This window comes from Pseudosulfitobacter koreensis (assembly GCF_024733015.1).
GTDB classification, from domain to species: Bacteria; Pseudomonadota; Alphaproteobacteria; order Rhodobacterales; family Rhodobacteraceae; genus Pseudosulfitobacter; species Pseudosulfitobacter koreensis.
This window is the reverse complement of the sequence record NZ_JANKJG010000005.1, coordinates 1-26,789: the sequence shown is the minus strand read 5'-3', so window position 1 is coordinate 26,789 and position 26,789 is coordinate 1. Positions and strand designations below refer to the sequence as shown.

Annotated in this window: 24 protein-coding genes and 1 pseudogene; 12 read left to right on the top strand and 13 right to left on the bottom strand. The window is 61.3% G+C overall.

Translation table 11 applies throughout. The features are described from left to right. Positions 1–28: 28 nt before the first annotated feature. The 8 genes from NTA49_RS08395 (at position 29) to NTA49_RS08360 (ending at position 8,755) form a co-directional block, all read left to right on the top strand. On the top strand, positions 29–985 hold the full coding sequence (locus NTA49_RS08395) for a branched-chain amino acid ABC transporter permease (protein ID WP_258294261.1): 957 nt from the start codon (positions 29–31) through the stop codon (positions 983–985). Next, positions 982–2,334 carry a branched-chain amino acid ABC transporter permease gene (locus tag NTA49_RS08390; RefSeq protein ID WP_258294260.1) on the top strand — a complete coding sequence of 451 codons (1,353 nt, stop codon included), beginning with the start codon at positions 982–984 and terminating at the stop codon, positions 2,332–2,334. The genes NTA49_RS08395 and NTA49_RS08390 overlap by 4 nt, the downstream gene beginning before the upstream one ends. Next, positions 2,331–3,092 (top strand): ABC transporter ATP-binding protein, encoded by a 762-nt coding sequence (locus NTA49_RS08385; protein WP_258294259.1) that lies wholly within the window; start codon positions 2,331–2,333, stop codon positions 3,090–3,092. The genes NTA49_RS08390 and NTA49_RS08385 overlap by 4 nt, the downstream gene beginning before the upstream one ends. Further along, positions 3,089–3,793, top strand: coding sequence for an ABC transporter ATP-binding protein (locus NTA49_RS08380; protein ID WP_332844284.1), 705 nt, complete (start codon positions 3,089–3,091; stop codon positions 3,791–3,793). Before NTA49_RS08385 ends, NTA49_RS08380 begins: the two co-directional genes overlap by 4 nt. 177 nt (positions 3,794–3,970) lie before the next feature. Beyond that, positions 3,971–4,723 carry an enoyl-CoA hydratase/isomerase family protein gene (locus NTA49_RS08375; protein ID WP_258294257.1) on the top strand — a complete coding sequence of 251 codons (753 nt, stop codon included), beginning with the start codon at positions 3,971–3,973 and terminating at the stop codon, positions 4,721–4,723. A 5-nt stretch (positions 4,724–4,728) separates the two neighbouring features. After that, a complete protein-coding gene (locus tag NTA49_RS08370; protein WP_258294256.1) occupies positions 4,729–5,937 on the top strand; it encodes a serine hydrolase domain-containing protein in 1,209 nt (402 codons plus the stop codon). Beyond that, on the top strand, positions 5,934–7,889 hold the full coding sequence (locus NTA49_RS08365) for an acetoacetate--CoA ligase (RefSeq protein WP_258294255.1): 1,956 nt from the start codon (positions 5,934–5,936) through the stop codon (positions 7,887–7,889). The genes NTA49_RS08370 and NTA49_RS08365 overlap by 4 nt, the downstream gene beginning before the upstream one ends. Further along, on the top strand, positions 7,886–8,755 hold the full coding sequence (locus NTA49_RS08360; RefSeq protein ID WP_258294254.1) for an acyl-CoA thioesterase: 870 nt from the start codon (positions 7,886–7,888) through the stop codon (positions 8,753–8,755). Before NTA49_RS08365 ends, NTA49_RS08360 begins: the two co-directional genes overlap by 4 nt. Positions 8,756–8,789: 34 nt before the next feature. Here the strand turns inward: NTA49_RS08360 and NTA49_RS08355 are convergent, their stop codons facing one another. From NTA49_RS08355 to NTA49_RS08330, 6 genes are read right to left on the bottom strand one after another with little or no spacing between them, the layout of a single operon-like run. Next, a complete protein-coding gene (locus NTA49_RS08355; RefSeq protein ID WP_258294253.1) occupies positions 8,790–9,161 on the bottom strand; it encodes a VOC family protein in 372 nt (123 codons plus the stop codon). 23 nt (positions 9,162–9,184) lie between these two features. Then, positions 9,185–9,958: an SDR family oxidoreductase gene (locus NTA49_RS08350; RefSeq protein ID WP_258294252.1), complete on the bottom strand. Its 774-nt coding sequence runs from the start codon at positions 9,956–9,958 to the stop codon at positions 9,185–9,187. Between the two features lie 4 nt (positions 9,959–9,962). Then, positions 9,963–10,736, bottom strand: coding sequence for an SDR family NAD(P)-dependent oxidoreductase (locus NTA49_RS08345; RefSeq protein WP_258294251.1), 774 nt, complete (start codon positions 10,734–10,736; stop codon positions 9,963–9,965). Then, positions 10,733–12,016: an acyl-CoA dehydrogenase family protein gene (locus tag NTA49_RS08340; RefSeq protein ID WP_261368228.1), complete on the bottom strand. Its 1,284-nt coding sequence runs from the start codon at positions 12,014–12,016 to the stop codon at positions 10,733–10,735. Before NTA49_RS08340 ends, NTA49_RS08345 begins: the two co-directional genes overlap by 4 nt. Before the next feature lie 45 nt (positions 12,017–12,061). Then, on the bottom strand, positions 12,062–12,835 hold the full coding sequence (locus NTA49_RS08335) for an enoyl-CoA hydratase-related protein (protein WP_258294249.1): 774 nt from the start codon (positions 12,833–12,835) through the stop codon (positions 12,062–12,064). Further along, positions 12,828–14,519, bottom strand: coding sequence for a class I adenylate-forming enzyme family protein (locus tag NTA49_RS08330; protein WP_258294248.1), 1,692 nt, complete (start codon positions 14,517–14,519; stop codon positions 12,828–12,830). Before NTA49_RS08330 ends, NTA49_RS08335 begins: the two co-directional genes overlap by 8 nt. 283 nt (positions 14,520–14,802) lie before the next feature. Between NTA49_RS08330 and NTA49_RS08325 the strand changes: the two genes are divergently transcribed. From NTA49_RS08325 to NTA49_RS08310, 4 genes are all read left to right on the top strand, one after another. Then, positions 14,803–16,431, top strand: coding sequence for an alpha-D-glucose phosphate-specific phosphoglucomutase (locus tag NTA49_RS08325; RefSeq protein ID WP_258294247.1), 1,629 nt, complete (start codon positions 14,803–14,805; stop codon positions 16,429–16,431). 308 nt (positions 16,432–16,739) lie between these two features. Next, positions 16,740–18,002 (top strand): cytochrome P450, encoded by a 1,263-nt coding sequence (locus NTA49_RS08320; protein WP_258294246.1) that lies wholly within the window; start codon positions 16,740–16,742, stop codon positions 18,000–18,002. Positions 18,003–18,148: 146 nt separating this feature from the next. Beyond that, entirely contained in the window at positions 18,149–18,901 is a 753-nt protein-coding gene (locus NTA49_RS08315) for a hypothetical protein (protein WP_258294245.1), read from the top strand. A gap of 3 nt (positions 18,902–18,904) precedes the next feature. Continuing rightward, on the top strand, positions 18,905–19,963 hold the full coding sequence (locus tag NTA49_RS08310; protein ID WP_258294244.1) for a hypothetical protein: 1,059 nt from the start codon (positions 18,905–18,907) through the stop codon (positions 19,961–19,963). Positions 19,964–20,022: 59 nt separating this feature from the next. On the opposite strand, the gene NTA49_RS08305 is transcribed toward NTA49_RS08310, so the two are convergent. The 7 genes and pseudogenes from NTA49_RS08305 to NTA49_RS08275 all read right to left on the bottom strand — a co-directional run bounded on the left by NTA49_RS08305 (position 20,023) and on the right by NTA49_RS08275 (position 26,539). Further along, entirely contained in the window at positions 20,023–21,585 is a 1,563-nt protein-coding gene (locus tag NTA49_RS08305) for an RraA family protein (protein WP_258294243.1), read from the bottom strand. Positions 21,586–21,596: 11 nt separating this feature from the next. After that, positions 21,597–22,715 carry an isocitrate/isopropylmalate dehydrogenase family protein gene (locus NTA49_RS08300; protein WP_258294242.1) on the bottom strand — a complete coding sequence of 373 codons (1,119 nt, stop codon included), beginning with the start codon at positions 22,713–22,715 and terminating at the stop codon, positions 21,597–21,599. Beyond that, positions 22,708–23,505 carry an alpha/beta hydrolase family protein gene (locus NTA49_RS08295; protein WP_258294241.1) on the bottom strand — a complete coding sequence of 266 codons (798 nt, stop codon included), beginning with the start codon at positions 23,503–23,505 and terminating at the stop codon, positions 22,708–22,710. Before NTA49_RS08295 ends, NTA49_RS08300 begins: the two co-directional genes overlap by 8 nt. 7 nt (positions 23,506–23,512) lie before the next feature. Further along, positions 23,513–24,445 (bottom strand): beta/alpha barrel domain-containing protein, encoded by a 933-nt coding sequence (locus NTA49_RS08290; RefSeq protein WP_258294240.1) that lies wholly within the window; start codon positions 24,443–24,445, stop codon positions 23,513–23,515. Positions 24,446–24,471: 26 nt separating this feature from the next. Continuing rightward, on the bottom strand, positions 24,472–24,762 hold the full coding sequence (locus tag NTA49_RS08285) for a DUF1330 domain-containing protein (RefSeq protein ID WP_258294239.1): 291 nt from the start codon (positions 24,760–24,762) through the stop codon (positions 24,472–24,474). Between the two features lie 51 nt (positions 24,763–24,813). After that, positions 24,814–25,545, bottom strand: a complete 732-nt coding sequence (locus tag NTA49_RS08280) for an aldehyde dehydrogenase family protein (protein WP_258294238.1) — start codon at positions 25,543–25,545, stop codon at positions 24,814–24,816. Further along, a pseudogene (locus tag NTA49_RS08275) lies at positions 25,542–26,539 on the bottom strand (IS30 family transposase). Before NTA49_RS08275 ends, NTA49_RS08280 begins: the two are co-directional and overlap by 4 nt. Positions 26,540–26,789 lie beyond the last annotated feature (250 nt).

Genomic DNA, 26,789 nt, shown 5'->3' with positions numbered 1-26,789 from the left:
TCCACATCCTATCTCGGAGGGACCCCGGATGGACCTCGTACTCGTCAATCTCATCGACGGGCTGGTGACCGGACTGCTGTTGTTCATGCTGTCTGCCGGTCTGACACTGATTTTCTCAATGATGGGCGTGCTTAACTTTGCCCATGCCAGCTTTTACATGTTGGGTGCCTATTTCGCCTACCAGATCAGCATTGCGCTGGGGTTCTGGATGGGCTTGATCTTTGCGCCCCTGATCGTCGGTGTCATTGGCGCCGGAGTTGAACGCTATGGCCTGCGCCGCGTTCACCAATACGGCCACGTGCCGGAACTGATCTTTACCTTCGGGCTCGCGCTGCTGATCGAGGAACTGGTGCAGTTCATCTGGGGCAGAAACCAGATGCCCTATCAGATCCCGGACGTTCTGAACTTTACCGCCTTCGCCATCTCGGGCAACTCGATCCCGGCCTACAAGGTGTTCATGATCTTCATCTCGATCGCCATCTTCATCGGCCTGCTTTACGTGCTGACCAAGACGCGCGTGGGCATGATCATCCAGGCCGCGCTGAGCTATCCGCGCACCGTCGAGGCATTGGGCCACAACGTGCCGCTGATCTTCATGGGCGTCTTCGGCGTGGGCACGTCACTGGCCGGTGTCGCAGGCGTGATCGCGGGCCCGGTGCTGGGCACGTTCCCCGGCATGGCATTCGTTCTGGGGTCCATCGTGTTCGTCACAATCGTGATCGGCGGCCTCGGCTCGCTTTGGGGGGCGCTGGTCGCATCCCTGTTGATCGGCTGGATCACCACCTTTGCCAAATCCTACAACATCCGCATGGAAGACATCCTGAACGGCATCGGCTTTGCCACACCCGAGAACCTGGACGACAACATGTTCCGCGACATCTGGGCCGTGACCAGCCCGCAGATCGCCGACATTCTTCCGTATATCCTGATGGTGCTGATCCTTATTTTCCGCCCCTACGGCCTGTTTGGGAACCGTGACGCATGAACAATCCAATGAGAGAAGACCAGATCACCACCGATCCCGCCAAACCCGCCCAGCGGATGCGCGCAGGGTCGATGACCTTTGCCGCGATGCCGTGGGTGATTGCCGCGTTCGCCTTGCTGGTGATGCCCTTCGTGTTCACCGACAATTCGGCGATCACGATCATGAACCAGATGGCGATCACCATCATCTTTGCGCTGGCCTACAACATGTTGCTGGGGCAGGGCGGAATGCTCAGCTTTGGCCACGCGGTCTATGCCGGTGTGGGCGGCTTTGCCTGCATGCACGTGATGTCGAACACCGACTTCTTTGCGATGCTGCCGCTGCCGGTTCTGCCGATCTTCGGCGGGCTGTTCGGCATGGGGCTGGCGATGATCATCGGCAGTTTCTCGACCCGCAGTGCGGGCACCGTGTTCGCGATGATCTCGCTGGGCGTGGGCGAGCTGATCGCCGCATGTTCTGTCATCATCGTGGCGTTTTTCGGCGGGGAAGAGGGCGTTTCGGGCGACCGGACCTATGGTATGCCGTTCTTTGGCGTCGAATTCCTGCAACAGATCGAAGTCTACTACCTGATCGCCTTCTGGCTGATGCTGTCGGCGCTGTTGATGTACCTGTTTTCGCGCACCCCCATCGGGCGCATGGCGAACGCGGTGCGCGACAACCCCGAACGCGCTGAATTCCTGGGATATTCGTCGCGCTGGGTTCGGTACTACAGCTTCATCTTTTCCGGGTTTTTCGCGGGCATCGCCGGTGGTCTCTTTGCCATCAACTATGAAATCGTGACCGAAGAGAACCTGAACACCGCCTCGTCGGGCGTCATCCTGCTGGTCACATTCCTGGGCGGCGTCGGCTTTTTCTTCGGGCCGATCATCGGGGCGATTGCCTTCACGCTGCTGCAGACGGTTCTGTCGCTGCAAACCGATCTGTGGGCGTTCTATGCCGGCACGCTGTTCCTTGCGACGGTGATGTTCTTTCCGGGCGGATTGGCGGGGCTGTTGATGATGCACGTGCCTGCCATCCGCATGGGCAAGGCGTCAAAGTTGGTGGTGCCGTATATCATCACGCTGATACCTGCGCTGATCGGTATCCTTGGGCTGGCCGCGCTGGTGGAAATGACATTCCACTTCCGCCATGCTTCTTTCGGGGATGAGGAAATGACCGTCTTCTGGACCACGTTCGACAGTCACACGGCAATGCCTTGGGTTGTCGCAATCGGGATCACGGTCGTGGCCTTCGCCATCATGCGCCGGATGCTTCCGACACTGAAATCCGCATGGGCCGAGGCCAACGCGGCACCCAAAGCCAATGCTTCATCGCAAGCCAATTCTTCATCGCAAGGAGGTGCTGCATGACCACCGCTGCACTTGAACTTATCGACCTGCGCAAGAGTTTCGGCAAAACCGAGATCATTCGCGGCGTCAACCTGGCCGTTGGCGACGCCGAACGCCACGCGATCATCGGTCCGAACGGGGCGGGCAAATCCACCCTGTTCAACCTGATCACCGGACGTTTCCCCCAGACCTCGGGCGAGGTCCGGCTGCATGGCAACAATCTGGCGGGCAAGGCCCCCTTCGAGATCAACCGCATGGGCCTGAGCCGCAGTTTCCAGATCACCAACATCTTTCCCAAGATGACGGTGTTCGAGAACGTCCGCTGTTCGCTGCTGTGGTCGCTGGGCTACAAGTACAACTTTTGGTCGATGGTCGGGCGCAGCCCCGATCTGACCGAAGGGGCAGAACAGATCCTGGATCAGATCAACCTGCTGAACCGGCGCGATCTGCCTGCGGGCACGCTGTCCTATGCTGAGCAACGGGCGTTGGAAATCGGCATCACCATCGCGGGCGGTGCCGATGTGATCATGCTGGACGAGCCAACCGCCGGCATGAGCCATTCGGAAACCGACTATATCGTCGAGCTGATCCGCACCGTGACCGAAGGCAAGACGCTGATCATGGTCGAACACGACATGGGCGTGGTCTTTGGCCTGGCCGACCGGATTTCGGTGCTGGTCTACGGCGAGTTGATCGCCACGGGGCGCCCCGAAGACGTGCGCGCCGATCCCAAGGTTCAAGAAGCCTATCTTGGCGCTGCACTGGAGGCAGAACACTGATGCTCGAAGTCAACGATCTGCACGCCTATTACGGCAAGTCACACATCCTGCAAGGGGTGAACCTGAATATTCAGGAGGGCGAGATCGTCGCCCTTCTGGGGCGCAACGGGGTGGGGCGGTCCACCACCTGCAAGGCGATCATGGGCGAGGTCACGCCGCATGGGTCGGTCATGTTCCGCGGTCAGGAAATCGCGGGCAAGAAGGCCTTCGAGGTGGCCAACCTGGGGATCGGCTATGTGCCCGAGAACCGCGATATCTTTCCGGGGCTGACCACGCGGCAGAACCTGATCCTGGGACTGAAGCCGGGCCAGAAGGACGGCGCAGGCCGCTGGGCGATGGAAGACATGTTCGAGATGTTCTCGAACCTGCGCGAACGCGCGGACGTCGAGGCTTCGGTGATGTCCGGGGGCGAACAGCAGATGCTGACCATGTGCCGCACCCTGATGGGCGACCCCGATCTGGTGATGATCGACGAGCCGACCGAGGGCCTGAGCCCGCAAATGGTGCAAAAGGTCGCGACGGTTCTGCAGGAGATCGCCAAGCGCGGCGTGTCCACGCTGCTGGTCGAGCAGAAGCTGTCCATCGCCCTGGATATCGCGCACCGCGTCTATGTCATGGGGCACGGCCAGGTCGTCTTCGAGGGCACGCCGCAAGAGCTGAAAGCGCGCGAAGACGTGCGCAAGGAATGGCTGGAAGTCTGATCCTCTGGCGGTGCCGGGGGGCCAGCCCCCCCGGCGCTGACGCGCCTTCACCCCCGGAGTTTACCCGGCAAGATGAAGGGCGCAGGATTGGTCCCAACGCCACGTCACACCCCGAATTTGGTCTTTGACAGCACCGCCGAAGCCGTCACATTGGCGGCAAAGCGGAGGTAAGAAACGATGGCTGATCAGACATGGATCACGCAAAGGGACCACGGCTGCGGGATCATCGAACTGGTTCTGGACCACGCACCGGTCAATGCATTGGAAGCGGCCAGACTGATGGGGTTTCGGGACGTCATGAACGACCTGTCGGCCAATGAAGATGTGCGCGCGATCGTGCTGTCATCGCCGCTCAAGGTGTTTTCGGCGGGGCTGAACCTGAAACAGGCGCAGCATTTCGATCTGGATGACCAGCGCGCTATCGTGGACGGGTTGAACCAGGGGTTCATGGCGCTGTTTGCCAGCCCCAAGCCGGTGATCTGCGCCGTAAACGGACATGCGATTGCGGGCGGTCTGTTTTATGTGCTGGCGTCGGATCACCGCATCGCGGTGCCGCGCGCGCAGTTCGGACTGGCCGAGGTGCGCGTGGGTGTCGGATTTCCGGCAGGGCCCTTGGGCATCGCGCGCGCGATGCTGGACGCGAACCTGACGCGCCGCATGATGTTGCGCGGCCAACCCATTGATGCGCATGCAGCTTTGGCCGCCGGGCTGGTGGACGATATTGTCGAGCCGGATATGTTGATGCAGGCGGCACTGGACGCCGCGCGCGAATTTGCGCAGCTTCCGCCTGCGGCCTATGCTGCGGTCAAATCGCAGTTGCGTGCCGACATCATTGCAAAGATCGCCGCAGCGGTCGAGGCTGAGACTGCGGCGGATCTGCCGTGGTACACAGATGAAACCGCCGACGCCATGGCACGCATGATAGGATAAACCTGATGCCCACACTTGACGAAACGCGCCTGGAACGCATCAAGCCCTGGATGCAAGGCTATGTGGATGAACGGAAATTCGCGGGCAGCAGCGTGTTGGTCCAGCAGGCGGGCCAGGAGGTTTTCTATCACGACACCGGCTTTCGTGACGTGGCAGGCGGCACGTCCTTTGCCCGCGATACGGTGGCGCGCATCTATTCGATGACCAAGCCCGTGACCTCGCTGGCGCTGATGATGCTGGTGGAAGAGGGGCGCATTCATCTGGATGCGCCGCTGTCGGCGGTTCTGCCCGAATTCAAGGACATGCATGCGTTGGTGCCGGGCGCCACGTCGATGGATCAGGTCGAGCGCGCGCCCGTGCCCACACTGCACCAGACCGTCACGCACACCGCTGGCTTCAGCTATCCGTTCAATCCCGGCGTGTTGCCGAGGGCGATGGAGGCGGCCAAGCTGCTCTTCGGCCCGTCCGAGGGATCACTGGAAGAGGTCACACGGCGGCTGGCACAGATGCCGCTGGCGTTTCAGCCCGGCACGCGGTGGGAATACTCCGTCGGCATCGACGTGATCGGCCGCGTGGTCGAGGTGCTGTCGGGGCAATCGCTGGACGCCTTCTTTCAGACCCGCATCTTTGACCCGCTTGGCATGACCGAAACCGGATTTGCGGTGCCGCAGGACGCGCTTGACCGCTTCGCCTCGCTCTATACGCCGCTGGCCAGCGGTGCGATGGCGCTGAACAACGCCCAGACCAAAAGCGCGGACACGCTGCGCTGCGTGGACGTAGCGGAGAAATCGCCGTTCCGCGCGCCACGCACCCTGTCTGGCGGCGGTGGTCTGGTCGGCACGATCGACGACTACATGCGCTTTTGCGAGGCGCTGCGCACCGGCGGGCAGAGCCTCGTTTCGCCCGCAACGCTGCGGTTCATGATGGCAAACCACCTGCCCGGAGAGATCGCCGACATGGGCCCGTCCAGCTTTGCCGAACAACCGATGACCGGCATGGGCTTTGGCATCGGCGGATCGACCGTGCTGAACCCCGCGCGCACCCGCACGCCGTCCTCCGTCGGCGATTTCAGCTGGGGTGGCATGGCCTCGACATTCTTCTGGATCGATCCGGTGCACGATCTGTCCGTCGTTTTCTTCACACAGCTCAGCCCCTCCAGCAGCTATCCTGCGCGCCCGGAACTCAAGGCGCTGATCCACGGAGCATTGCCATGACCGACCGCCGCATTCTCTGGACCCCGGCGCCTGAGCGCATAGCCGACACCTCGATGGCGCGGTTCGAGCGCTGGCTGGAGGCCGAGCGCGGGCTGACGTTTGCCGATTATGGCGCGATGTGGGAGTGGTCGGTGACCGATCTGGAAGGGTTCTGGTCGGCAATCTGGGCCTTTTTCGATCTGCCTGCCTCGGTTCCGCCCACGACGTTTCTGGCCAAAAACCAGATGCCCGGTGCCGAATGGGGCCCCGGTGCGCGCATGAACTATGTCGATCATCTGCTGCGCCATGCCGACGCGCGGCCCGACGATGTGGCCGTGATCGTGCAATCGGAAACCTTCGAGCGGACCAGCCTGACCTGGGCCGAACTGCGCGCGCAGGTGGCGTCGGTCGCGGCGCATCTGGCGGATATGGGCGTGGAGCAGGGTGACCGTGTGGTCGCGATCCTGCCCAACACGCAGACCGCCGTCATCGCGTTTCTGGCAACCGCGTCGCTGGGGGCAACCTGGTCGCTTTGTGCACCCGATATGGGGCATGTGGCAATTCTTGACCGGTTCAAACAGATCGAGCCCAAGGTGCTGATCGCGCAGGACGGCTATACCCATGCGGGCAAGCCTGTGGACCGCAGTGCGGTGATCCAGCAGATCAGCGATGGTCTGCCGTCGGTCAGCGCCCGCATCATGGTGCCCGTGGCCCACGCGCTGCCCGAGGGCTGGACCGATTGGGCCACGCTGACGGGGCGCACGGCAAAGCTGGAGAGCAAACAGGTGCAGTTCGAGCATCCGCTGTGGATTGTCTATTCGTCCGGCACCACCGGCAACCCCAAGCCCATCGTACACGGGCATGGCGGCATCGTGCTGGAATCGGCAAAACAGTCGCTGCACCAGGATCTTGGGCCAACGGACCGCTATGCTTGGTTGACCTCGTCGGGCTGGATCATGTGGAATTCGCAGTTCTCTGCCTTGGGTCAGGGGGCGACGCTGGCAATGTACGACGGCGCGCCACATTACCCCGACATGGGCGTCATCTGGCGCTTTGTCGCGGACGAGGAGCTGACATATTTCGGCGCGGGGGCCGCGTTCTTTGCAGGCTGTCTGAAGGCAGGGATCACGCCGCGCACGCAGGTCGACCTGTCGGCTCTTCGCGCGTTGGGGGCGACCGGATCGCCACTGTCCGAGGACGCCTATACCTGGATCTACGACGAGGTGAAGGAAGACGTCTGGCTGGCTCCGATTTCCGGCGGCACCGACCTTGCCGGTGCCTTCGTGCTTGGCCATCCGGCGATGCCGGTGCGCGCGGGCGAGATGCAGTGCCGCGCGCTTGGCAACGCGGTGCGCGCCTTCGACGAGGAAGGCACCGAGCTGATCGGCTCCGTGGGCGAGCTGGTCTGCACCCAGCCGCTGCCGTCGATGCCGCTGTATTTCTGGGGTGACGAAGATGGCAGCCGGTTGCATGACGCCTATTTCGACACCTATCCCGGCATCTGGCGGCACGGCGACTGGATCGAGATCAACGCGCGCGGCGGATCGGTGATCTATGGGCGCTCGGACGCCACGATCAACCGCAAGGGGCTGCGCATGGGGTCGGCCGAGATCTATCAGGCGGTCGAAGGACTGCCCGAGATATTGGACAGCCTTGTCGTCGATCTGGAGTTTCTGGGCCGCGAAAGCTTCATGCCGCTGTTCGTGGTTCCGGCCAAGGGACAGAAGCTGGACGATGCGCTGAAGGACAAGATCGCCAACGCCATTCGCACCGGGGTGTCCGCGCGGTTCGTGCCCAACGAAATCGTCGAAGTGTCCGAGATTCCGCGCACGCTGTCGGGTAAAAAGCTTGAAGTTCCGGTGAAAAAGCTGCTCTTGGGCGGTGATCCGGCCCGTGTGGTCAACCGCGACTCCATGGCGAACCCCGGCAGCTTCGACTTTTTCATCGACTACGCAAAGGCCCGCGCCACATGACCGACGCCCACGAGACCCTGCTGAAACTGCTGGAAATCGAACAGCTCGAGGTCGATCTGTTTCGGGGCACCGGGCAGGGCGGCGAAACCTCGACCCGGATTTTCGGCGGTCAGGTGATCGGTCAGGCGCTGGCGGCCGCCTATGGCACCGTGCCGGATCGGCTGTGCCATTCGCTGCACGCCTATTTCATCCGCCCCGGCGACCCGGAAATTCCGGTGATCTATCAGGTGGACCGCGCCCGCGACGGCGGAAGCTTCACCACCCGCCGCGTCGTCGCGATCCAGCACGGCAAGCAGATCCTGAACATGTCCGCCAGCTTTCACGTCGAGGAAGAGGGCCGCCATCACCAGCACCCTATGCCGCAGGTTTTGGGGCCCGAGAACTGGCCGGACCGCAACAAGCTGCGCGCGGACGAACTGGACCGTGTGCCCGAAAGCCGCCGCGCCGATTTCATGCGCCCGCGCCCGATTGAATTGCACGACGTGGAGCCGCGCGACCTGTTCGAGCCCGAGGTCGTCTCGGACGAGAACCAGTCGTGGTTCCGCATGGCTGCGGCCAAGGGATCAAGCCCGCAGATGCAGCAATGCCTGCTGGCCTATGCGTCGGATATGAACCTGCTGGGGTCGTCGCTGCGTCCGCACGGGCTGACGTGGATGAATGGCAAGGTGATGACCGCCAGCCTGGATCACGCGATGTGGTTCCACGCGCCGGTGGAGTTCGAGAACTGGCATCTCTACACGATGGACAGCCCCTGGACGGGGGGCGCGCGCGGGTTCAACCGGGGCAGCATCTACAATCAGGACGGCGTGCTGGTCGCCTCGACCGCCCAAGAGGGGCTGATGCGCGAGATCAAACCGCGCAAATAGGTGATGCGGCGCATAAGGTACGCGCCGCAAGTCATTATCCAAAAACGAAAAAGCACAGCTTGTTGTTGTCGGCGTCCCGCACATATGCCCCATAAAAGCGATCGGGAATACGCTGACCCGGTGCGCCATCATCTGTCGCGCCCAGCTCGATCGCCCGCGCATAGATCGCGTCGACCTCTTCCTTGTTGTCCGCGACAAAGGCGACCATCGTGCCGTTCCCGGCACTGGCGGGTTGCTTGTCATAGGGCTCGCAGACCGCCAGCATCGGCTGGCCGCGTCCCGTGCTGATGAAGGCGATGCGGCCCATATCGGTCACGATCTTTGCGTTCTTTGACGCAAAAAGGTCGGTATAGAACTGTTTGGCGCGCTCCATATCTGACACGCCAAGGGTGGTATAGCCAATCATTACTCTATCCTTTCAAGGCGTTGTCACGCGTCGTTGAACTGTCCGAATTTGCGGTTCAGCTTGCGCATGCCACCAATCCAGCGGTCATAGTTTTCGGTCTTGTTGCGCATGTATCCCATGACTTCGGGATGCGGCAGGACCAGAAACGTCTCGTTGCGGATGGTCTCCACGCAGGCTTGGGCGACCACGTTCGGCTCCATCATCCCGTCGATCGAGGCGACGTGATCCTCGTGCCCGCGTGTCATTTCGGTGCGTACCGCTTGCGGGCAAAGCACAGAGACCTTGATGCCCTGATCGCCATAGGTCATCGCCAGCCACTCGGCGAGGCCCACGGCTGCGTGTTTGGTCACACCGTACGGCGCGCTTCCGACCTGGTTGAGCAGCCCCGCCGCCGACGAGGTATTCAGCAGATAGCCGCCGCCGCGTTCCGACATCAATGGCACCAGTTTGCGCGCGGCCCAGACGTGGGACATCACGTTGATTTCCCAGATCCGCTGCCAGCCGTCGTTATCCACCTCGACACCGCCGGGGATCGAGATGCCCGCGTTCGAGCAAAAGAGGTCGATAGGGCCGACTTCGGCCTCGACACGGTCGATCATCGCCGTGATCTGATCCTCTCGTGATACATCAACCTCGATTGCCAAGCCGCTGATACTGCTTGCGGTTTCATTGGCACCCTTAAAGTCACGGTCGACGCAGACCACGCGGGCCCCTTCGCCGCTATAGGCTTCGCACATGGCGCGCCCGATACCGCTGGCGGCACCGGTCACGACAACTACTTTGTCCTTTAGTTCCATTGCTTTACGTCCACATGTTCGAGCCGCCACAGACGGTCAGCGCCTGTCCGGTCATGTATTTGCTGGCATCCGATGCCAGGTAGACGGCCAGACCGCCAAAATCATCAGGCTCGCCCAGACGGCGCAGCGGAATCTCGCCTTGGATGCGCTTTTCAACCTCGGGATTGTCCCAAAGCTCGCGCGCAAAGTCCGTTTTAACCAAACCGGGGCAGATCGCGTTGAACCGGATGCCCTGCGGCCCGAATTCCTGCGCCAGGTTGCGCACCAGACCGATCAGCGCCAGTTTCGACATGCCGTAAGTGCCCAGCATTTCCGACGGTTTGAACGCGCCGATGGACGAGGTGAACATCATCGACCCCTTGCCCTTTTCGATCATGTCGGGGGCCACCATCGTCGCCAGCCACTGGTTCGACAACACGTTGGCGTTCATCGTCTTTTGATAGGCATCATCGGGAATTTCCGAGGTTTTCCCATAATACGGGTTCACGCCCGCGTTGCCGACCACGATGTCGATGGGTCCCGCGATCTTGTGGGTCTGGTCCACAAGTGCCTGCAACTGGTCCTTGTAGCCGACGTTGCAGGCAACCCCATGGGCGCGCGCGGCGCCCACGGTCTTGTTGATATCGGCCGCGGCGGCGTCCAGCTGATCCTGCTTGCGCGCAGAGATCACGACGGTCGCGCCATGTTCGGCCAATGCGGTGGCCATCGCCAGCCCCATGCCCTTGGACGCGCCCGTCAGCAGGGCGACTTTTCCAGTCAGATCAAACATCTTGCTCATGGGCCTGAAAACACCTTGCCTTGGGTCTTGCCGTGGGCGGCGAGCTTGCGTTCGTTGCTCTCCTGAAACTCGGCCACTTCGGCACGGGCGACGACGTGGTGGTGCACCTCATCGGGGCCGTCGGCAAAGCGCAGCGTGCGCTGGCCAGTGTACATGTTCGACAGCGGCGACCATTGCGAAAGACCCGTGGCACCATGCACCTGCATCGACTGGTCAATGATCTGGCAGACCTTTTCCGGCACCATCGCCTTGATCATGCTGACCCAGATGCGGGCTTCCTTGTTGCCCAGAACATCCATCGCCTTGGCCGCCTTGAGAACCATCAGACGCATGGCTTCGATCTCGATGCGCGCACGGCTGATCGTTTCCATGTTCTTGCCCAGATCAATGATGCGCTTGCCGAAAGCTTCGCGGCTCAGGGCGCGGTCCATCAGCAGATCCAGAGCCTTTTCGGCCTGACCGATCGAACGCATGCAGTGGTGAATACGGCCAGGTCCAAGGCGCACCTGGCTGATTTCAAAACCGCGGCCTTCGCCCCACAGGATGTTTTCCTCGGGCACGCGGACGTTTGTGAACCTGATGTGCATGTGGCCGTGCGGCGCGTCGTCGTGACCAAAGACGTGCATCGGCCCCAGGATTTCGACGCCGGGGGTGTCGACGGGCACCAGGATCTGGCTTTGCTGGCGGAAGGTTTCGGCCTCGGGCGAGGTCTTGACCATCACGATCATGATCTTGCAGCGCGGATCGCCGGCGCCCGAGATATAGAATTTCTCGCCATTGATCACCCATTCGCCGTTTTCCAGCACCGCAGATGTCGCGATGTTCTTCGCGTCAGAGGACGCGACATCGGGCTCTGTCATCGCAAAGGCCGAACGGATTTCACCGGCCAGCAGCGGCTTGAGCCACTTGTCTTTTTGCGCTTGCGTGCCGATACGCTCCAGCACTTCCATGTTGCCGGTATCGGGCGCAGAGCAGTTCAGCGTTTCAGGGGCCAAGGGGCTTTTGCCCAGTTCCGCCGCGATATAGGCGTAGTCGAGGTTCGACAGGCCCTCGCCGGTTTCGGCGTTGGGCAGGAAGAAGTTCCACAGACCCGCCTCGCGCGCCTTGTTCTTGGCACCTTCCAGCAGTTCCAGCTGACCGGGCGCATAGGACCAGCGGTCGGCACGGCCTTCACCCAGACGGTGGAATTCCTCGGTGATCGGATCGACGTTGTCGCGGATGTGGCGGATGACCGCGTTCAGCAACGGCTTGTTGCCCTCGGACATCTCGAGATTGTTCATATCGGGGGTGGATTTAGCCATAGGTTCGGCCCTCTCTTTCAATTCTTACTTGTTGACCCAATTGGGTTTGCGTTTCTCGACAAAGGCGGTGACGCCCTCGCGGTGATCTTCGGTTTTCATCAACTCGCCCAGCACCTCGTAGCTGTAGGCCAGGCTGTCATCGAGGCCTTCGGAACGGGCCATTTCGTTCAGCACGCGTTTGGTGGCCCGCACGGAGGAGGGCGATTGCGCGGCGATATCGTCGGCCATCTTCATCGCGGCGTCCATCAACTCGGCCTGCGGCACAACGGCATTCAGGATGCCGTGGCCCAATGCCTCGGCCGCGTCCATGTGGCGGCCGGTGAACAGCAATTCGTTCGCCTTGGTCCGTGACATGAACCGCGACAGGCGCTGCACGCCACCCGTTGCCGCGAAAAAGCCTACTTTGACTTCAGGAAGGGCATAGGTGGAATTGTCAGCGCCGATAATGATGTCGCAGGACAGCGCGGTTTCAAATCCGCCACCCATGGCAAAGCCGTTCACGGCGGCGATCACCGGCTTGTCCAGATCAAAGCGTTTGCTGAGACCCGCAAAGCCGCTGTCGGGGATCTTGCCGCCCTTGCCGGACGCGCTGTGCTTGAGGTCGTTGCCAGCCGAGAACGCCTTGTCGCCCGCGCCGGTCAGCACCGCGACCCACAGGTCGGGATTGTCGCGAAAATCGTTCCAGATCGCGTCGAGCTCCATGTGCATCGGCGGGTGCACGGCGTTGTAGACCTCGGGGCGGTTCATGGTCACGATCAGGATCGGACCGCGCACCTCGGTGGTGACGAATTCAGGCATGGGCTTTGTCCTTTCCAAGGCAGGTTGCTTGCAGGGCGCGGCGGTCGATCTTGTCGGTGGTGCCACGGGGCAGGGGCGTTGTCTGAAACCAGAAGTGTTCGGGCACTTTGAACTTGGCGATATGATCGCGCAGGAAGGCTTTCAGCTCTTCCTCATCCACCGAATGGCCGGGTTTCAACTGCACGCCGGCACCGACGACTTCGCCCAGACGGTCGTGCGGCACGCTGAACACGCAGGCCTCGGCGACCGCCGGATGACGGTGCAATGCGCCCTCGACGTCCAGACAGGCGATGTTTTCGCCGCCCCGGATAATGATGTTCTTCTTGCGGTCCACGATGGTCACGATGCCCTCGGCGTCGATGAACCCCAGATCGCCCGACCGCAGCCAGCCGTCTTGCAGCACTTCGGCAGTTGCATCGGGTTTGTTCAGGTATTCCCGCATGTTGCAGGGGCTTTTTACGGTGATTTCACCGACTTCTCCTACACCGACTGGCTTACCTGCATCGTCAAGAAAGCGCAGCTCCTGCACCGCCGGATACAGACGGCCCGCAGCGCCGGGATGCTTCAGATAATCATCCCCCAGCAGGCCGATGCCGATGGCGTTGGTCTCTGTCATGCCCCAGCCGGTCGCCACGGCGGCGTTCTTGAACGTGCCTGCGATCTCGGCCACCTGTGCCGCCGGACGCTTGGCCCCGCCGCTGCCGATGTAGGTCAGCAAGGGCAGTTCTTCGTTCATCTCACGCGCGGCGACGACCAGGTCGGCAGATTGAGTCGGCACGCCGAGGAACCGCGTCACCTCTTCGTCGCGGATCAATTCGACCGCCCTGCGCGCGTCCCATTTCGGCATCACCACGATCTTGGCGCCCGCGGGCATGCTGAGCATGAAGCTGGGGTGCGTGGCGGTGACGTGGAACAAGGGAGTCACGACAAGCACGCAAGGGCGCTGCGCCGGGGCGTCGGGGTCTTCGGGTGGCTCGATCAGCGGGCCCATGACGAAGGTCAGCAGCCAGGAATAGACCGCGTTGATCACGCCGCGATGGGTCTGCACCACGCCCTTGGGCTTGCCTGTGGTGCCCGACGAATACATCACCGCAAAATCGTCATCGGTGTGTATCGTCACATCGGCAGGGGGCACATCACCGACGCCCTGCATCAGATCTGCAAAGCTGTGGCGCAGTTGCGCGTCGCGCACGCCGATCACCGTCAGGCCAAGGCGTTGCTCCAGCGGGGCCAGCCGCGCGGCACGGTCACCGTCGGCCAGCACCAGCTTGGCATCGCTGTCCTGCAGAGCATAGTCCAGCTCTTCGGTCGTCCACCAACCGTTCAGAAACACGACCACACCACCGAGCGAGGCAATCGCCATCATGCCCAGCAGCAGTTCGGGACAATTGCGCATGGCCAGCGCCACCCGCGTGCCGCGCGTCACGTTGAACTTTGTGCTCAGAACATGGGCAAGCCGGTCAATGTCGGCGATAAATTCATCGAAGGTCCAGCGCTCGCCTTCGAATACCAGGTATTCAGCCGCACCGTTCTGCTGCGCCTCGCGGCTGGCGCGCATCATCGACACGACGTCGCCGGGGCAATTCTGGTAAACCGTGTAATCCACCCCGCGAATGTTGGCCTTCGTCAGCGCAAACCGGGGGTCGGTCTGCGTAAGGTGGGCAGCAGCCTGATCATAGCTCATAGCAGTCATCGCAGACCCGCCTCGCGCGCTGCGCACATGGAATTGGCCATGTGAATCCTCCCGTTTTTACGGACCGGGACGTCCTCCCTCCCGGTTCCTTAACGGCAACCCTAGGGGCAAAAGTGGACACTGCCAATACCGCAGAATGGAATTGCGTTTCGCTGCGACGTAAGGTTAGAAAATCCGCCCATGGGGTCCGATCGGCACATCCCCCGCGTTGACAACCGGGCTCGCGCACGAAACAAGTTGGCACATTCAATGACGCCGCAAAAGGCCGCCTGTTATGACTGTCACGACCATTTCAACCACAGCTTTCGATCACCAGAAACCCGGCACATCCGGGCTGCGCAAGAAGACGCGTGCATTCATGGTGCCGCATTACCTGGAAAATTACGTTGCGGCGACATTTACCGCCATCGGCGGCGGTGCGGGCAAATGCTTTGTGCTGGGGGGCGACGGTCGATTCTTCAACCGCGAGGCGATCCAGACGATCCTGAAAATCGCCGCTGCCCATGGGGCCGCGCGGGTGATCGTGGGGCAGGGCGGGCTTTTGTCGACGCCAGCCGCCTCGCACCTGATCCGCCATCACGGGGCTGACGGCGGGTTCATCCTGTCGGCCAGCCACAACCCCGGCGGCATCGACGCGGATTTCGGACTGAAGTTTAACGCGGCCAACGGCGGCCCCGCCTCCGAAGCGCTGACGGCCAAGATCCACGAGGCGACGCTGGCGATTCAGTCATATGACATTGCAGATGTGGACGACGTGAACCTCGACAATATCGGCCAGATGCAGATCGCAGGCATGCGGATCGACGTGGTGGACCCCGTTGCCGACTATAGCGATCTGATGGCCGAGTTGTTCGATTTCGACGCGATCCGCGCGCTGTTCGCGGGCGGGTTCACCATGCGGTTCGACGCGATGCACGCGGTCACCGGACCCTATGCGCACCGCATCCTCGAGGATATCCTGGGCGCGCCCAAAGGGACGGTCGTGAACGGCATCCCGTCCGAGGATTTTGGCAAAGGCCACCCCGATCCCAATCCGATCTGGGCAAAGGACCTGATGGATCTGATGATGTCGGACACGGCCCCCGACATGGGCGCGGCCTCTGATGGCGACGGCGACCGCAACATGATCGTGGGCAAGGGGACGTATATCACCCCCTCGGACAGCCTGGCGATGCTGGCGGCCAATGCGCATCACGCGCCTGCGTACAAGGACGGGATCGCGGGGATCGCCCGCTCGATGCCTACAAGTGCCGCCGCAGACCGCGTGGCAGAAGCCCTCGGCGTGCCATGTTTCGAGACACCGACGGGCTGGAAATTCTTCGGCACGCTGCTGGATGCGGGTCGCGTCACCATCTGCGGCGAGGAAAGCGCCGGCACCGGCTCGCACCACGTGCGCGAAAAGGACGGGCTGTGGGCGGTGCTGTTGTGGCTGAACATTCTGGCGGCGCGCGACATGACCGTGGCGGGGGTTCAGGCCGACCATTGGCAGCGCTTTGGCCGCAACTATTATGCGCGCCACGACTACGAGGCGGTCGAGACCGCCCGCGCCGACAAGATGATGGCGCATTTGCGCACGCAGCTGGACGATCTGCCCGGACAGGTGCACGCGGGGCTGACGGTGACCAAGGCCGACGATTTCGCCTATACCGATCCGGTGGACGGAGCCACAAGCGCGGCCCAAGGCATCCGCATCTTCTTCGAGGGAGGCGCGCGCGCGGTGTTCCGTCTGTCGGGCACGGGGACCGAAGGCGCGACGATCCGGCTGTATCTGGAACAGTTCGTCGGGGAGGGCGACCATGCCGCACCCGTGGCAGACGTGCTGGAGGCCGTGCGCACCGCAGCACTGGAGATCAGCGCGCTGGCCGAGACCACAGGGCGATCAGTCCCCGACGTGGAAACCTGAAGCCGGGCCGAACGCCTGCATTTTGCCAATAACGTAGGATATCGCGCCCAACCGGTGACAGGCCGGATGGTTCCCAGGGGCGTGCGAAAATGCTTCAATTGCATATTACAAGTGTGCCCTTATTGAATTGCTACCTTATTGAATAGGGCGCAATTAATTCAGGGGTCAATCGGTTTACTTGAAATACACAAAAAGAAAGCACACGCCTGCGCACAATTTTAACTTGCCAGAATTTCGCCCTTCGCCTATTCGCCATATCGACAATAGACGTCATTAAAATTTTTTTGAAATCAAATTAAAGGGTTCATATGTTCGATCTGGCAAGTTCGGAATTCAATTCCGTCCGATATGAGATATACGGCAAACTGCTGACGGATGAACCTGTCTTTTGGTACGAGCCAATGCAATCCTGGCTGGTGTGCCGGTTTGACCATATCCAACAGGTCATAAAATCGAACGAAAGCACCACCGACTTTCTGATCGAGGACAAGATTGCAAACAGCGGCGATGCCCTGGGCGATGGCACGCGCGCGGTACTTGATATCGTGCGGACATGGATGATCTACAACGACGGCGCGACCCACACGCGGCTGCGCAAGTTCATGAATCAGGCCTTCGCGAAACATCACATCGACCGGGTGCTTCCGAACATCAAGCAGATCATCGACACACGGTTTGCGCAGGCGATCCAAGGCCAAACCGGGCCGGTCGAGCTGGATATCATCGAGACGTTTGCCCATCCCGTGCCTGCGCAGATCCTTCAGGACATGTTGGGACTTGATGAAATCAGCCTGGAGGACTTTCTGCGCTGGTCGGATTCCATCGCATTGTTCATGCAGGATTTCGTCGTGTCGCCCGTTCCGAACAACGACATCGCGGTTCAGACGGCGCTGGACCTGCAAGCGATGGTCGATGCGTTTCGCGCGTCGATCCAGCTGCGCAAACACAAGCCGCGCAACGATCTGCTGTCGGCGCTGGTGACGGCCCTGGAAACATCAGAGCACCGTCTGACCGAGGACGAGCTTTGCTATCAGTTGATCCACCTGATCTTTGGCGGTCACAAGATCCCGCAGTTCGTGATTTCCAACACGTTGAACCTGCTTTTCCAGAACCCGGACGTGGCCGATAAGCTGCGGGACGGAACTGTCGACATTCGCAGTGTCATCAACGAGGCGATGCGCGTCGAAGGTCCGATCCAGTTCATCACACGTCACGCGACCACCGATTTCGAGCTGGGCGGCAAGAAGATCGCCAAGGGAGAGTCGATATTCCTCATGCTGGGTGCGGCCAACCGTGACCCGTTGTGCTTTGATCAACCCGACCGCTTTGCACCCGACCTCAAGCGCCGCAACTCGCTTGCGTTCGGGTCGGGCGCACATGTGTGCATCGGCGCAACGCTGGTGATCGCGGAACTTCAGGAAATCTTCGATGCGCTGCTGAACTCCGAATTTGACCTGACACCGCTTTACGACGTCAACGCCCCAGCCTGGACCGAAAACGCGACATTCCACGGGATCACCAGGATGCCCATCGCGTTGCAGCGCAAAACAGCATCGGTCGCTGCTGAATAATGGCAGTGGATGCTTCCCTTTTGGTGGCGCGGCACTCCCGCGCCACCTTCATCCGTGGGCTTCTGACCGGGTTGCGGCACATACCGCAGCTTAGTCACCCAAAGGTCGGCAGCGCGGTGCGCAGCCGTTTTCAGCACACAAGGAACATGTGCCAGACCCTGCGGCTTTTGCAGGCGCGGTTTGAGGCTGCCGACAGCCCGCTGTGGCCGCACCTGTGTTTGCGCGTGGCCTGTCACGACATCGGACACACGCCCTATGGCCATGCCGGAGAGCGGATCATCCAGCATCTCTACGATCCTGAATTTTCAAACTCGCGGCAGTCGCACCGCTATATGTTCGCCGGGACCGAAGACTGGCCCGAAGAGGTGACGCCCTTTGCATGGTATCGTTCAGCGCCGATCCAGCGTCTTCAGCCCGCACTTGAACGTGACCTGGCCACGCTGGTCGACTTCTTCGATGATCTCGAAAATGCGGTCGGAGACGCGCTTGACCTAAGGGCGCTGGGGCGGCAAAGCCCCTATGATTTTCTGGCCCGGGACTGCAGTTGGTCGCGCAATGTGCGCCTGGACGACGACGCACCATTGCCGGACTATCTCATGCGCGTCGTGATGGATGAATTTGCACCGCAGACCTTTTTCCACCTTGCGGCCCAGGCGCGCGAACAGGGGTCTGAATTTCTGCGCAGCATCGCCGCACTGCGCGATCTGGTCGCCGCCGAGCGCGTAAAATGCGCCGAAATCGCACGCATTGACGGCAGGGCGCACAGCCGTATCCCGGCCCTGTTTTCATACGCACAAGACCAGTTACACACCCATCTGCCGTCAGACACCTGCGACGTGGTCAGGCGCCGCATTGCGATTGACATCATTGCCAGCACAAACGACCTGGAGCTTTCCTGAACCATGCGACACGTATTTCTATACATCTCGGGGCTGCTTTTCTTTCACGCCGTTCCGCCCCTTATCGCCGCGCGCCCGCTGTTGTCGCAGCTGCCTCTGGCCCCACATCTGCTGATGTATCTGACTGCTGCGCTGATGGCGGTTGTCACGCTGCGCGCGCAATGGGTCCTCAGCTTGCGGGTCTTGCTGTCGTGCCTGCTTGTCACGCTTGCGGCACCGTTCCTGATTGGGTCGGATACCCAAGCTGTCGTTATCGCGGGCTTTTTGATGATCGGTATCGCGGTGCCGGTTTTCATCCGCTTTGCATTCGAGGACGCGGTGATGCGCGACAAACCCATCGGCAGCATGCTGGGCTATGCCTCCTTTGCGCTTGAAACGATTGCTTTTGGGATCGGTGCGCTGATCACCTATCTGTCCGTGATCAAGGCGCAGGGCCTGTTGTTCATCGTGCCGCTGGTCACGCTGTTCATCGTCCTGCGTTCGCGCGGCACCTTGCCCGTACCGACACACACGGCGCCCAGGCTCAGAATCCTCGCGACCGTCAAGGATGTGATCCCGGCGGTCTGCGCGAACACCGCGTTCTTTCTGTTTCTGGCGGGGGTGTCGCTGTCGGGGGATCAGATTTCGCCAATGCAAGTCGGGTCGGCCATCGCGATCACGGCATTCGGCTTTGCGGGGGGTGCGTTTCTGTCGGACCATGTGCGCAGGCTGATGAGCGACAAGCTTCTGCTAGTCGTGTTTTCACTGTGCGGGCTGGCGGGCGGCCTTCTGGGCGCGCTTGTATCGCTGGAGAGCTTTCCCGGTCTTATCCTGCTGATCGCAATTGCGATTTCGACCAGCAACGGCGTCATCATCTCGACCTCGCTTTCCACCAGCAGGCTGAACGATGACGCGGTCGCCGGGCTGCCCGCTGACAACGCCCTGGTCTTTCTGGCGGCCTCCGGGGGCGTAGCACTGGTGTTCAGCCTTGCCGCCACGCAGTTTCTGGCCTCGAATGCGTGGATGCCGATCGTGTTGGTCTATCTTGCGGCCATTGGCGCGGCACTGGTGCAGAAGAAATAAGATTGCCCTGGCCGCTGTCGGCATCTGATGAGATGTCCAACAGCGGCCAGAATGCAGCGTCAGGGGGCCAGCATCCGCAGCGGTGTGCAGAGGGTGATCTCGTCGATCCGTGCCTGGCTCAGCCCCGCCTGCGCGAACCAGTCGCGGGATTTTTGCAGCCATGCGTCGGGGGTCATCTGGGATGTCTGGCCCAGATCGGAACTGTAGATCAGGTTCGGCACCTCTGACAGCACCTGGAAGAAATCGGCCTTGTCCTGATAGCCCAGCAGATAGGTCAGGGTCGTCTGCTCGATGAACAGCCAGTCGGTCGCTCCCAGGGCCACAAGATCCTGCGCGGTGAACCCGGAAATCGGGTTTGCGGGCTGATTGAGCAGCAACCGGATGCCGCCAAGCGCCGCGCAGGCGTCGATCAGCGCCATGATCTCAGGCTTGCGCGCGTGGCCGCTGCTGATGACGATGTCGTTTGCGCTGCAAAACGCCAAAACGTCGAGCACTTGGGGCAAAAGTGCGCCGGTGTCGTCCGAAATCGGGGCGATTTGTTGGGAATATTCTGCCGCACTGGTGTTGGCATATAGCCGGGTCAGGGTCGACTTATGGGCCGTCTCGACGACCGTTGGCAGATCGACGATCAGCCGTCCGCACTGCGCGTTCGAGCGGTGGATGCTGAGCGCGCGTTCGATCACCGACAGGTGCACGCCGCCCGAAATGGCGTTCAGGCTTGTTGACCCGAAGACCGGCAGGCCCGAAGTGCGGCAGGTGTCGGCCACGCTGCACGTATCGCCCAGATGGCTTTTCAGGATGACCGCGCCGCCCAGTTTCTTGTAGGCGCGCCCCGCCTCCAGCGCGCTGAAGCGGCGTGTGTAGGTGTCGGGGTTCGCGTGGTAGTGGATGTCGATGAAGTCGGCGCGGGCCTTCCAGTGGCTGACGAAATCGGCAGGGGTGTCGGCATGGGTCTCCTGCACCTCCCAGGGTTTCGAATAGTCGAACTGCCTGCGCGCCTGTTCCAGCGAGATGCCGGACTGGATCGCGTCGATGATCAGCGTTTCGGTCCTGTTCACGTTTTCGGCGCGCCGGATCACCTCGGCCAGATGCGCCTCGGCTATCACCAGAACGCCGTTTTCGTCGCCAAAGATCCAGTCGCCGGGGGTCACTGTCACGCCGTCGAAATCAACGGGAACATTCAGCGCCCTGACGCCGGTGCGGTTCTTGGCCGAAACCATGTAGACGCCGCGCGTGAACAGCGGGTAGTCCAGCTTGCGCACATATTCCAGATCGCGGGCATGGCCGTTGATGACGGTGCCTGCGATGCCCTTGAGGTTGGCCATCGTGGTCAGGATATCGCCCCAGTTGGTGCAGGTGATGTCGCTGTCGTTGCTGACGACGATCACGTGACCTTCGGGCACCTGGTCGATGTAGGTGCCGGCGTTCCGGAAGCCTGCGCCGTCGGTATCAAGCCGTTGATACTGAACGGTGAACGCGGGCCCCGCGATCTTGGTGCCGGGCACGCGCTGCTGAATGCCGTGCAGGCCCCGGCAGATCCCCAGGCTGTCCATGGCGTCTGACACGGCTGCGGTGTCCAGGTCCAGCAACCGCGTGCGAAGGTCGTTTTGAGCATCGAGCATGTGGTGTTTCCTCAGACGGTCGCAAGGCGCGCAGAGCGGGTTTCGATCTGGTTCAGGATGCGCGCGGCGAATTCCAGCGTGGTCGCGGTGCCGCCCAGGTCATAGGTTCTGGCCCCCGGCTGGCGGACGCAGTCGGTCAGCGATGTCGTGATCAGGTCGGCCTCGGCCTGAAAGCCCAGGTATTCCAGTGTCATCGCGATGCTGAGGAACATGGCCGCAGGGCTGCCGCGGCCAAGGCCCGCCATCTTCGGCGCGCTGCCGTGCACCGGCTCGAAGTATGCGCCGTGATCGCCGTAGTTGCCGCTGGGTGCGAGGCCCAGACCGCCCATGACGCCCCCCGCGAGGTCCGACAGGATGTCGCCGAACATGTTTTCCGCGACGATGACCCCGAAACTTTCGGGGCGGCGCACCAGCCAAAGGGCGATGGCGTCGACGTTGTGAATCTCATGGGTCACGCCGGGATAGTCGGCAGAGATCTGTTCAAGGATTTCCTTGGCGAACGCGCCGCTTTCACGCATCACGTTCGGCTTGTCGGCGAATGTCACCTTGTCAAAGCCCTGTGCGACCGCGTGTTCGAAGGCGAACCGGAACAGACGTTCAAGCCCGAAACGCGTCTGCAGGCGCAGGGTGCACGATGCCTCGTCGGGGCCATAGACGTCGAGGTTGGGATGCGACACCAGTTCCCGCAGGGGCGCAGGGATGCCGCGATAATCGTACCCGGCATAGAGCCCTTCGGTGTTCTCGCGGATCACGGCCAGCCGGAACGGCACGCCTTCGCCCTTGATGTTCGAGGCGGGGCGGACATTGGCATAAAGCCCCAGCTTTTGACGCAACTGGATGACGGGCGAGACGAACTTGTGTTGCTGCCCTTGCAGGTGGGGCGGCAGTTCGGCCTCGGCTGCGGCCTTTGGCTTGCTGGTGATAGCACCCAGCAGCACGGCGTCGCTCTGTGCGATCTGGTCCCAAGTCCTTTGCGGAACGGGATCGCCGCCGGTCTTCCAGCACTCCCATCCGATGTCGCCAAAAGCCAGATCGACCGGCAGGTCCAGCAGATCGAACACGGGTAGGGCGGCATCGCAGACTTCGACACCGATGCCGTCGCCGGGAAGAACCAGGATTTTCTTATTCATTTTCGTGTAACCAATTCTTGATGATTTCAATGCAGGCTGCCGGATTGTCGAAAAGGATCCGCATGCCTGCCTCTTCGATTTCGATGTGCTGGAACTGCCCCGTCTGGTCGGGCGCACCGCCCAGGTTGGCCGCCGTCGCAAGCTGCGACAGCGCACCGGTCAGGGCGAGCGTGCGACCCTGAAACCGGCACAGGGCCGCGCGGGCGTCCAGCCCCAGCAGCAGCCGAAACCCAAGCGTCATGCGCGCGATGGCAAGGTTCGGGTCCGCATGTTCGACCTGGTCCATGTGATCGGCGTTGGGCTGGGTGCCCCTGGGCGCGACAGAGGCCGCAAGCAGGCGCAGGCTGCCTGTCAGATCGTCTTGCGACAGTCGGGCCAGCAGCCGGAGCAGCTCGTGCGCCAAAAGATCATCGGCAAAGCCCGGCCCCGACAGGCTGAGCACCCGCGTGACCGACGGCAGGTTCGACGCCAGCGCCATCGCCAATGTGCCGCCGATGGCATAACCCGCGATCAGGTCGGGCGCGGGCGTCGTATCCAGAATGAGATCGCGGTAGGTGCCCAGCATCGCATCCGGGGAGGGACGGACCTGCGAAAGCAGCGGCGCAATGCTGTCTACCACGTGCACATCATAACCGGCATCGGTGAGGGTGCCGAGCAGGGGGCGGCAGAAACCCGCCCCCTGCCATTCCGGCGCGACCGGGCCCAAAATCACGGCAGTCGCGCGGCCCGCCGCTGTGCGCGCATAGGTCTCGCTGGGCCACAGGGCTGCAAGCGTCGATGCGTCCGACATGGCGCGCTCAGGCAAGGGCTTGCTGTCTGGCGGTCTGCCAGATGTTGAACGCGCGGTCACGCTCGACCACCGACAGGTCGTTTAGGCCGCTGATGATGTCGATGGAATAATCCTCGTTCTCGAAATACTCCGCGTCGTTGCGCAGCAAATGTGCGGCGCAGATGATCTGCAGCGGGTCGTACCGCGTGCCACCCACCCGGTTCAGATAGGCCACTAGCTGTTCCAGACGCAGGTTGCCGATGCCCTTGCCCATCCCCAGAAGGCTGGCGTCGACATAGGTGACGCCAAAGTTCTCCATAACGCTGATCGTGTTCGACATTGCCTGACCGATGTTGTCGTGGGCGTGAAATCCCAGCTCTGCCTGAGGGGCCGCGCCCTTGATGGTACCGAAGATGCGGTTGGCGTGCTCAGGGGTCAGGTTGCCGTTGCTGTCGGCGGCATAGATCACGTCAAACCGGTGATCGCGCGCGTTGATCTGATCCAGCAGCGCCTGAAGCGTGTCGGTGGTGTATGAGCTGATGCGCACGATGTTGATGGTGCTGATCATCCCGAGACTTTTCGCCAGGGCAGCCAATTCCGCCGTCCTGTCGATGCTCTTGGCGTTGGCGCAAAAGCGCAGCAGCTTGATGCCGCGCTCTGCCATGTCATAGATGTCCTGCTCCGTGATGTTGTGGGCGTGGACGATCAGACCCAGATTGGCGTCGGGGCAGGCCGCGCGGATCGCTTCGATATAGGCGTTGTCGGACAAGCCGGTCCTGCCGATCTTGTCGATCTTGACCGCCGACCCGTTGCGATAGCCGACTTCGATGAAATCGACCCCCGCACCTTGCATCAGGCGGATATGATTGCAGATGTAGGTCATCCCGAAATTGAAATTATTTCGATAACCGCCGTCTCTTAATGTCACGTCTACAATACGTGTTCTGGAAATATCTGGCATTTGAATACTTTCTAAATAAGACGGGATCAGGCCAGAATGCGGAATGTGCAATCCATTGCCTTGTCACGCACCGGAATAAGCGCCTGATATTCATCGCAGGCATACCAGCCCTCGGCCTGCTCTTTCGTCGGGAATTGAAAGATCACCAGCATGCCGTATTTCACGTCACCGGCGTTGGTTTCAAAGACAAGCTCGGGCTTGCCCTTCATCAACAGGGTGCCGCCGAATTTCTCCAGCAGCGGCGGCGTCTGCGAGCCGTATTCCTTGAGCGCGTCGGGGTCTTTTACAGAAAGTTCGATTACGAAAAGTGCGGTCATTTCAGATATCCGTTTTGACTTGATATGAAGAGGAAGGCAGAAAGAGAGGCGTCAGCCCGTGACAAGCTCGACCTTGCGGGTCAGCTCCATGAAGAGGTGCCAGCGCTGGTGCGACGTCCAGAAATCGAAGGCCGTCGAGGGCAGGTTGTGGATCGTCTTGCACGCAAGGGTGCGCGCCGAGGCTTCCTTGTAGGTGGCTTCGCTGGCGCTGAAGATCGAGACGGCGATTGCCGCATCCAGATAGGTGCCCTCGACCGTCTTGTTCATCAGATCGACGGGGTCCTGATCCGGCGCGTGATAGCAGACCGCGACCGCGGGGTAGGGCAGCTCTTCCTTGAGGACGGCGGCGGATTGATCGACTTCCATCAGGATCAGGTCGCGGTCGTAGAACACGCGCGCGGATGATGTCCACTGTTCGGCGATGGTGCGGGCCTGCGGGTCGTTGACGCCCAGATCGGTCTGGGGGTCGGTCGGCGCACCGCGCACCAACTGATCGGCGCGCGCGGTCAGCGCCGCCTCAAGCGCGGGCTTGAGCGCCTGTGGCACAAAGACCTTCTTGGTGGAGTTGCAGCGGTTGCCACGGTCATCCGTCGCGCCGCGGATGATCATGTCGGCGGCCATCTCGATGTCCGCATCCTCGTAGACGATGGCACCAGACCGGCCGGTCAGATAGGCGTGATACTTGTGATCGGCGCGAAACCCGAAGGGCGCACAGATCGTGTCGACGGTGTTGTGAGCGATACCTGAACCGCGACTCTTGTTGAACTCAGGGTAGGGGCTCATCGCATTTCCTCCAATATCTTTTCGCGGAAGACCTCGGCTGGGGTCTTCCATCCAAGACACTTGCGCGGCGTGTTGTTGAGGCGATCACAGATCACCTTCATATCGTGATCTGTGCATTGCCGGATGTCGCGTTTGCGGGGCAGCCACCTTCGAAGGCGTCGGTTTGTGTTCTCGACTGTGCCTTTCTGCCAAGGGCTGGAAGGGTCGCAAAACCACGTCTGGGTTCCGATCTCGGCCTGGAGGTGCGGCCAACTGACAAACTCGGTTCCGCGGTCAAATGTGATGGACCGACGGGCGACGAGGGGGAGATCTTTAATGGCACTCATGATCTTGCCCCTCTCGGGACATCGCTGCGCGATACCCTGTCGGGCAGTGCATGACCGGCTTGGTGCGTTTGTTTGGGTTCTTCAGGTTCACGGTGAAGCGACTCACGCGCTCAACCAGTGAGGTGACATTGGTCTGGCCAAGCTTTTGTTTGAACAGCATCAAATCAGCTTCCCAGTGGCCAAACTGGCGGCGATGAGCCACATCATCAGGGCGGAACAGGATACTGACATCGCGGTGGAATTTGGGTTCTCGACGTCTTCTGGTGCGACGTGGTCGGCGGGCGATACGGTGGGTCGGTAGATACCACCACAGGTCCTCGCGCTGACCTTCCTTGGAATAGATGTAGCGATAGATGGTTTCCTGGCAGACCCTGAGTGGAGCACGCTCGTGGATCATGCGGTTACTGATCTGCTCTGGTGTCCAACCGGTCTTGATGCGCTCGATCACGCGCTTGCGAAGCTCATGATGTTTGAGTCAGTTTGCGCTCCCGAGTACGACGTTCCGCTTGCATCAGGTGGGCGGCGGCACCGTAATAGCCGTCGCATCCCGGCATGCTTTCATCCGCAAAATGATTGCGCTTCAGTTCGCGGAATATCGTTGATCTGCAGCGCTTCAGCACGCGCGCCATCTCATCGACAGGGACCTTTGCGTGCCTCCAGCGTTCTATCTTGCGGCGTTCTGATACTCAGTTGGTCGTAAACGGCTCCCACACCGATTCCTCTCATTAGATAAACTACTGTTTTCTAACAAGAGGCGCAGTTGAGGGTAGCGCGCACCGCTAAACAAAGCTTGTTGCAACCAAGTTGAAATGTCACTGGTTGCGCAAAGTAGAAATGTCCCACTTGGTGGTGTCGGAGCATGGCTGGGCTGGGTAGAGACCTCACATATCGCAGCCCGGACCGGCCATGCGGGCGTTG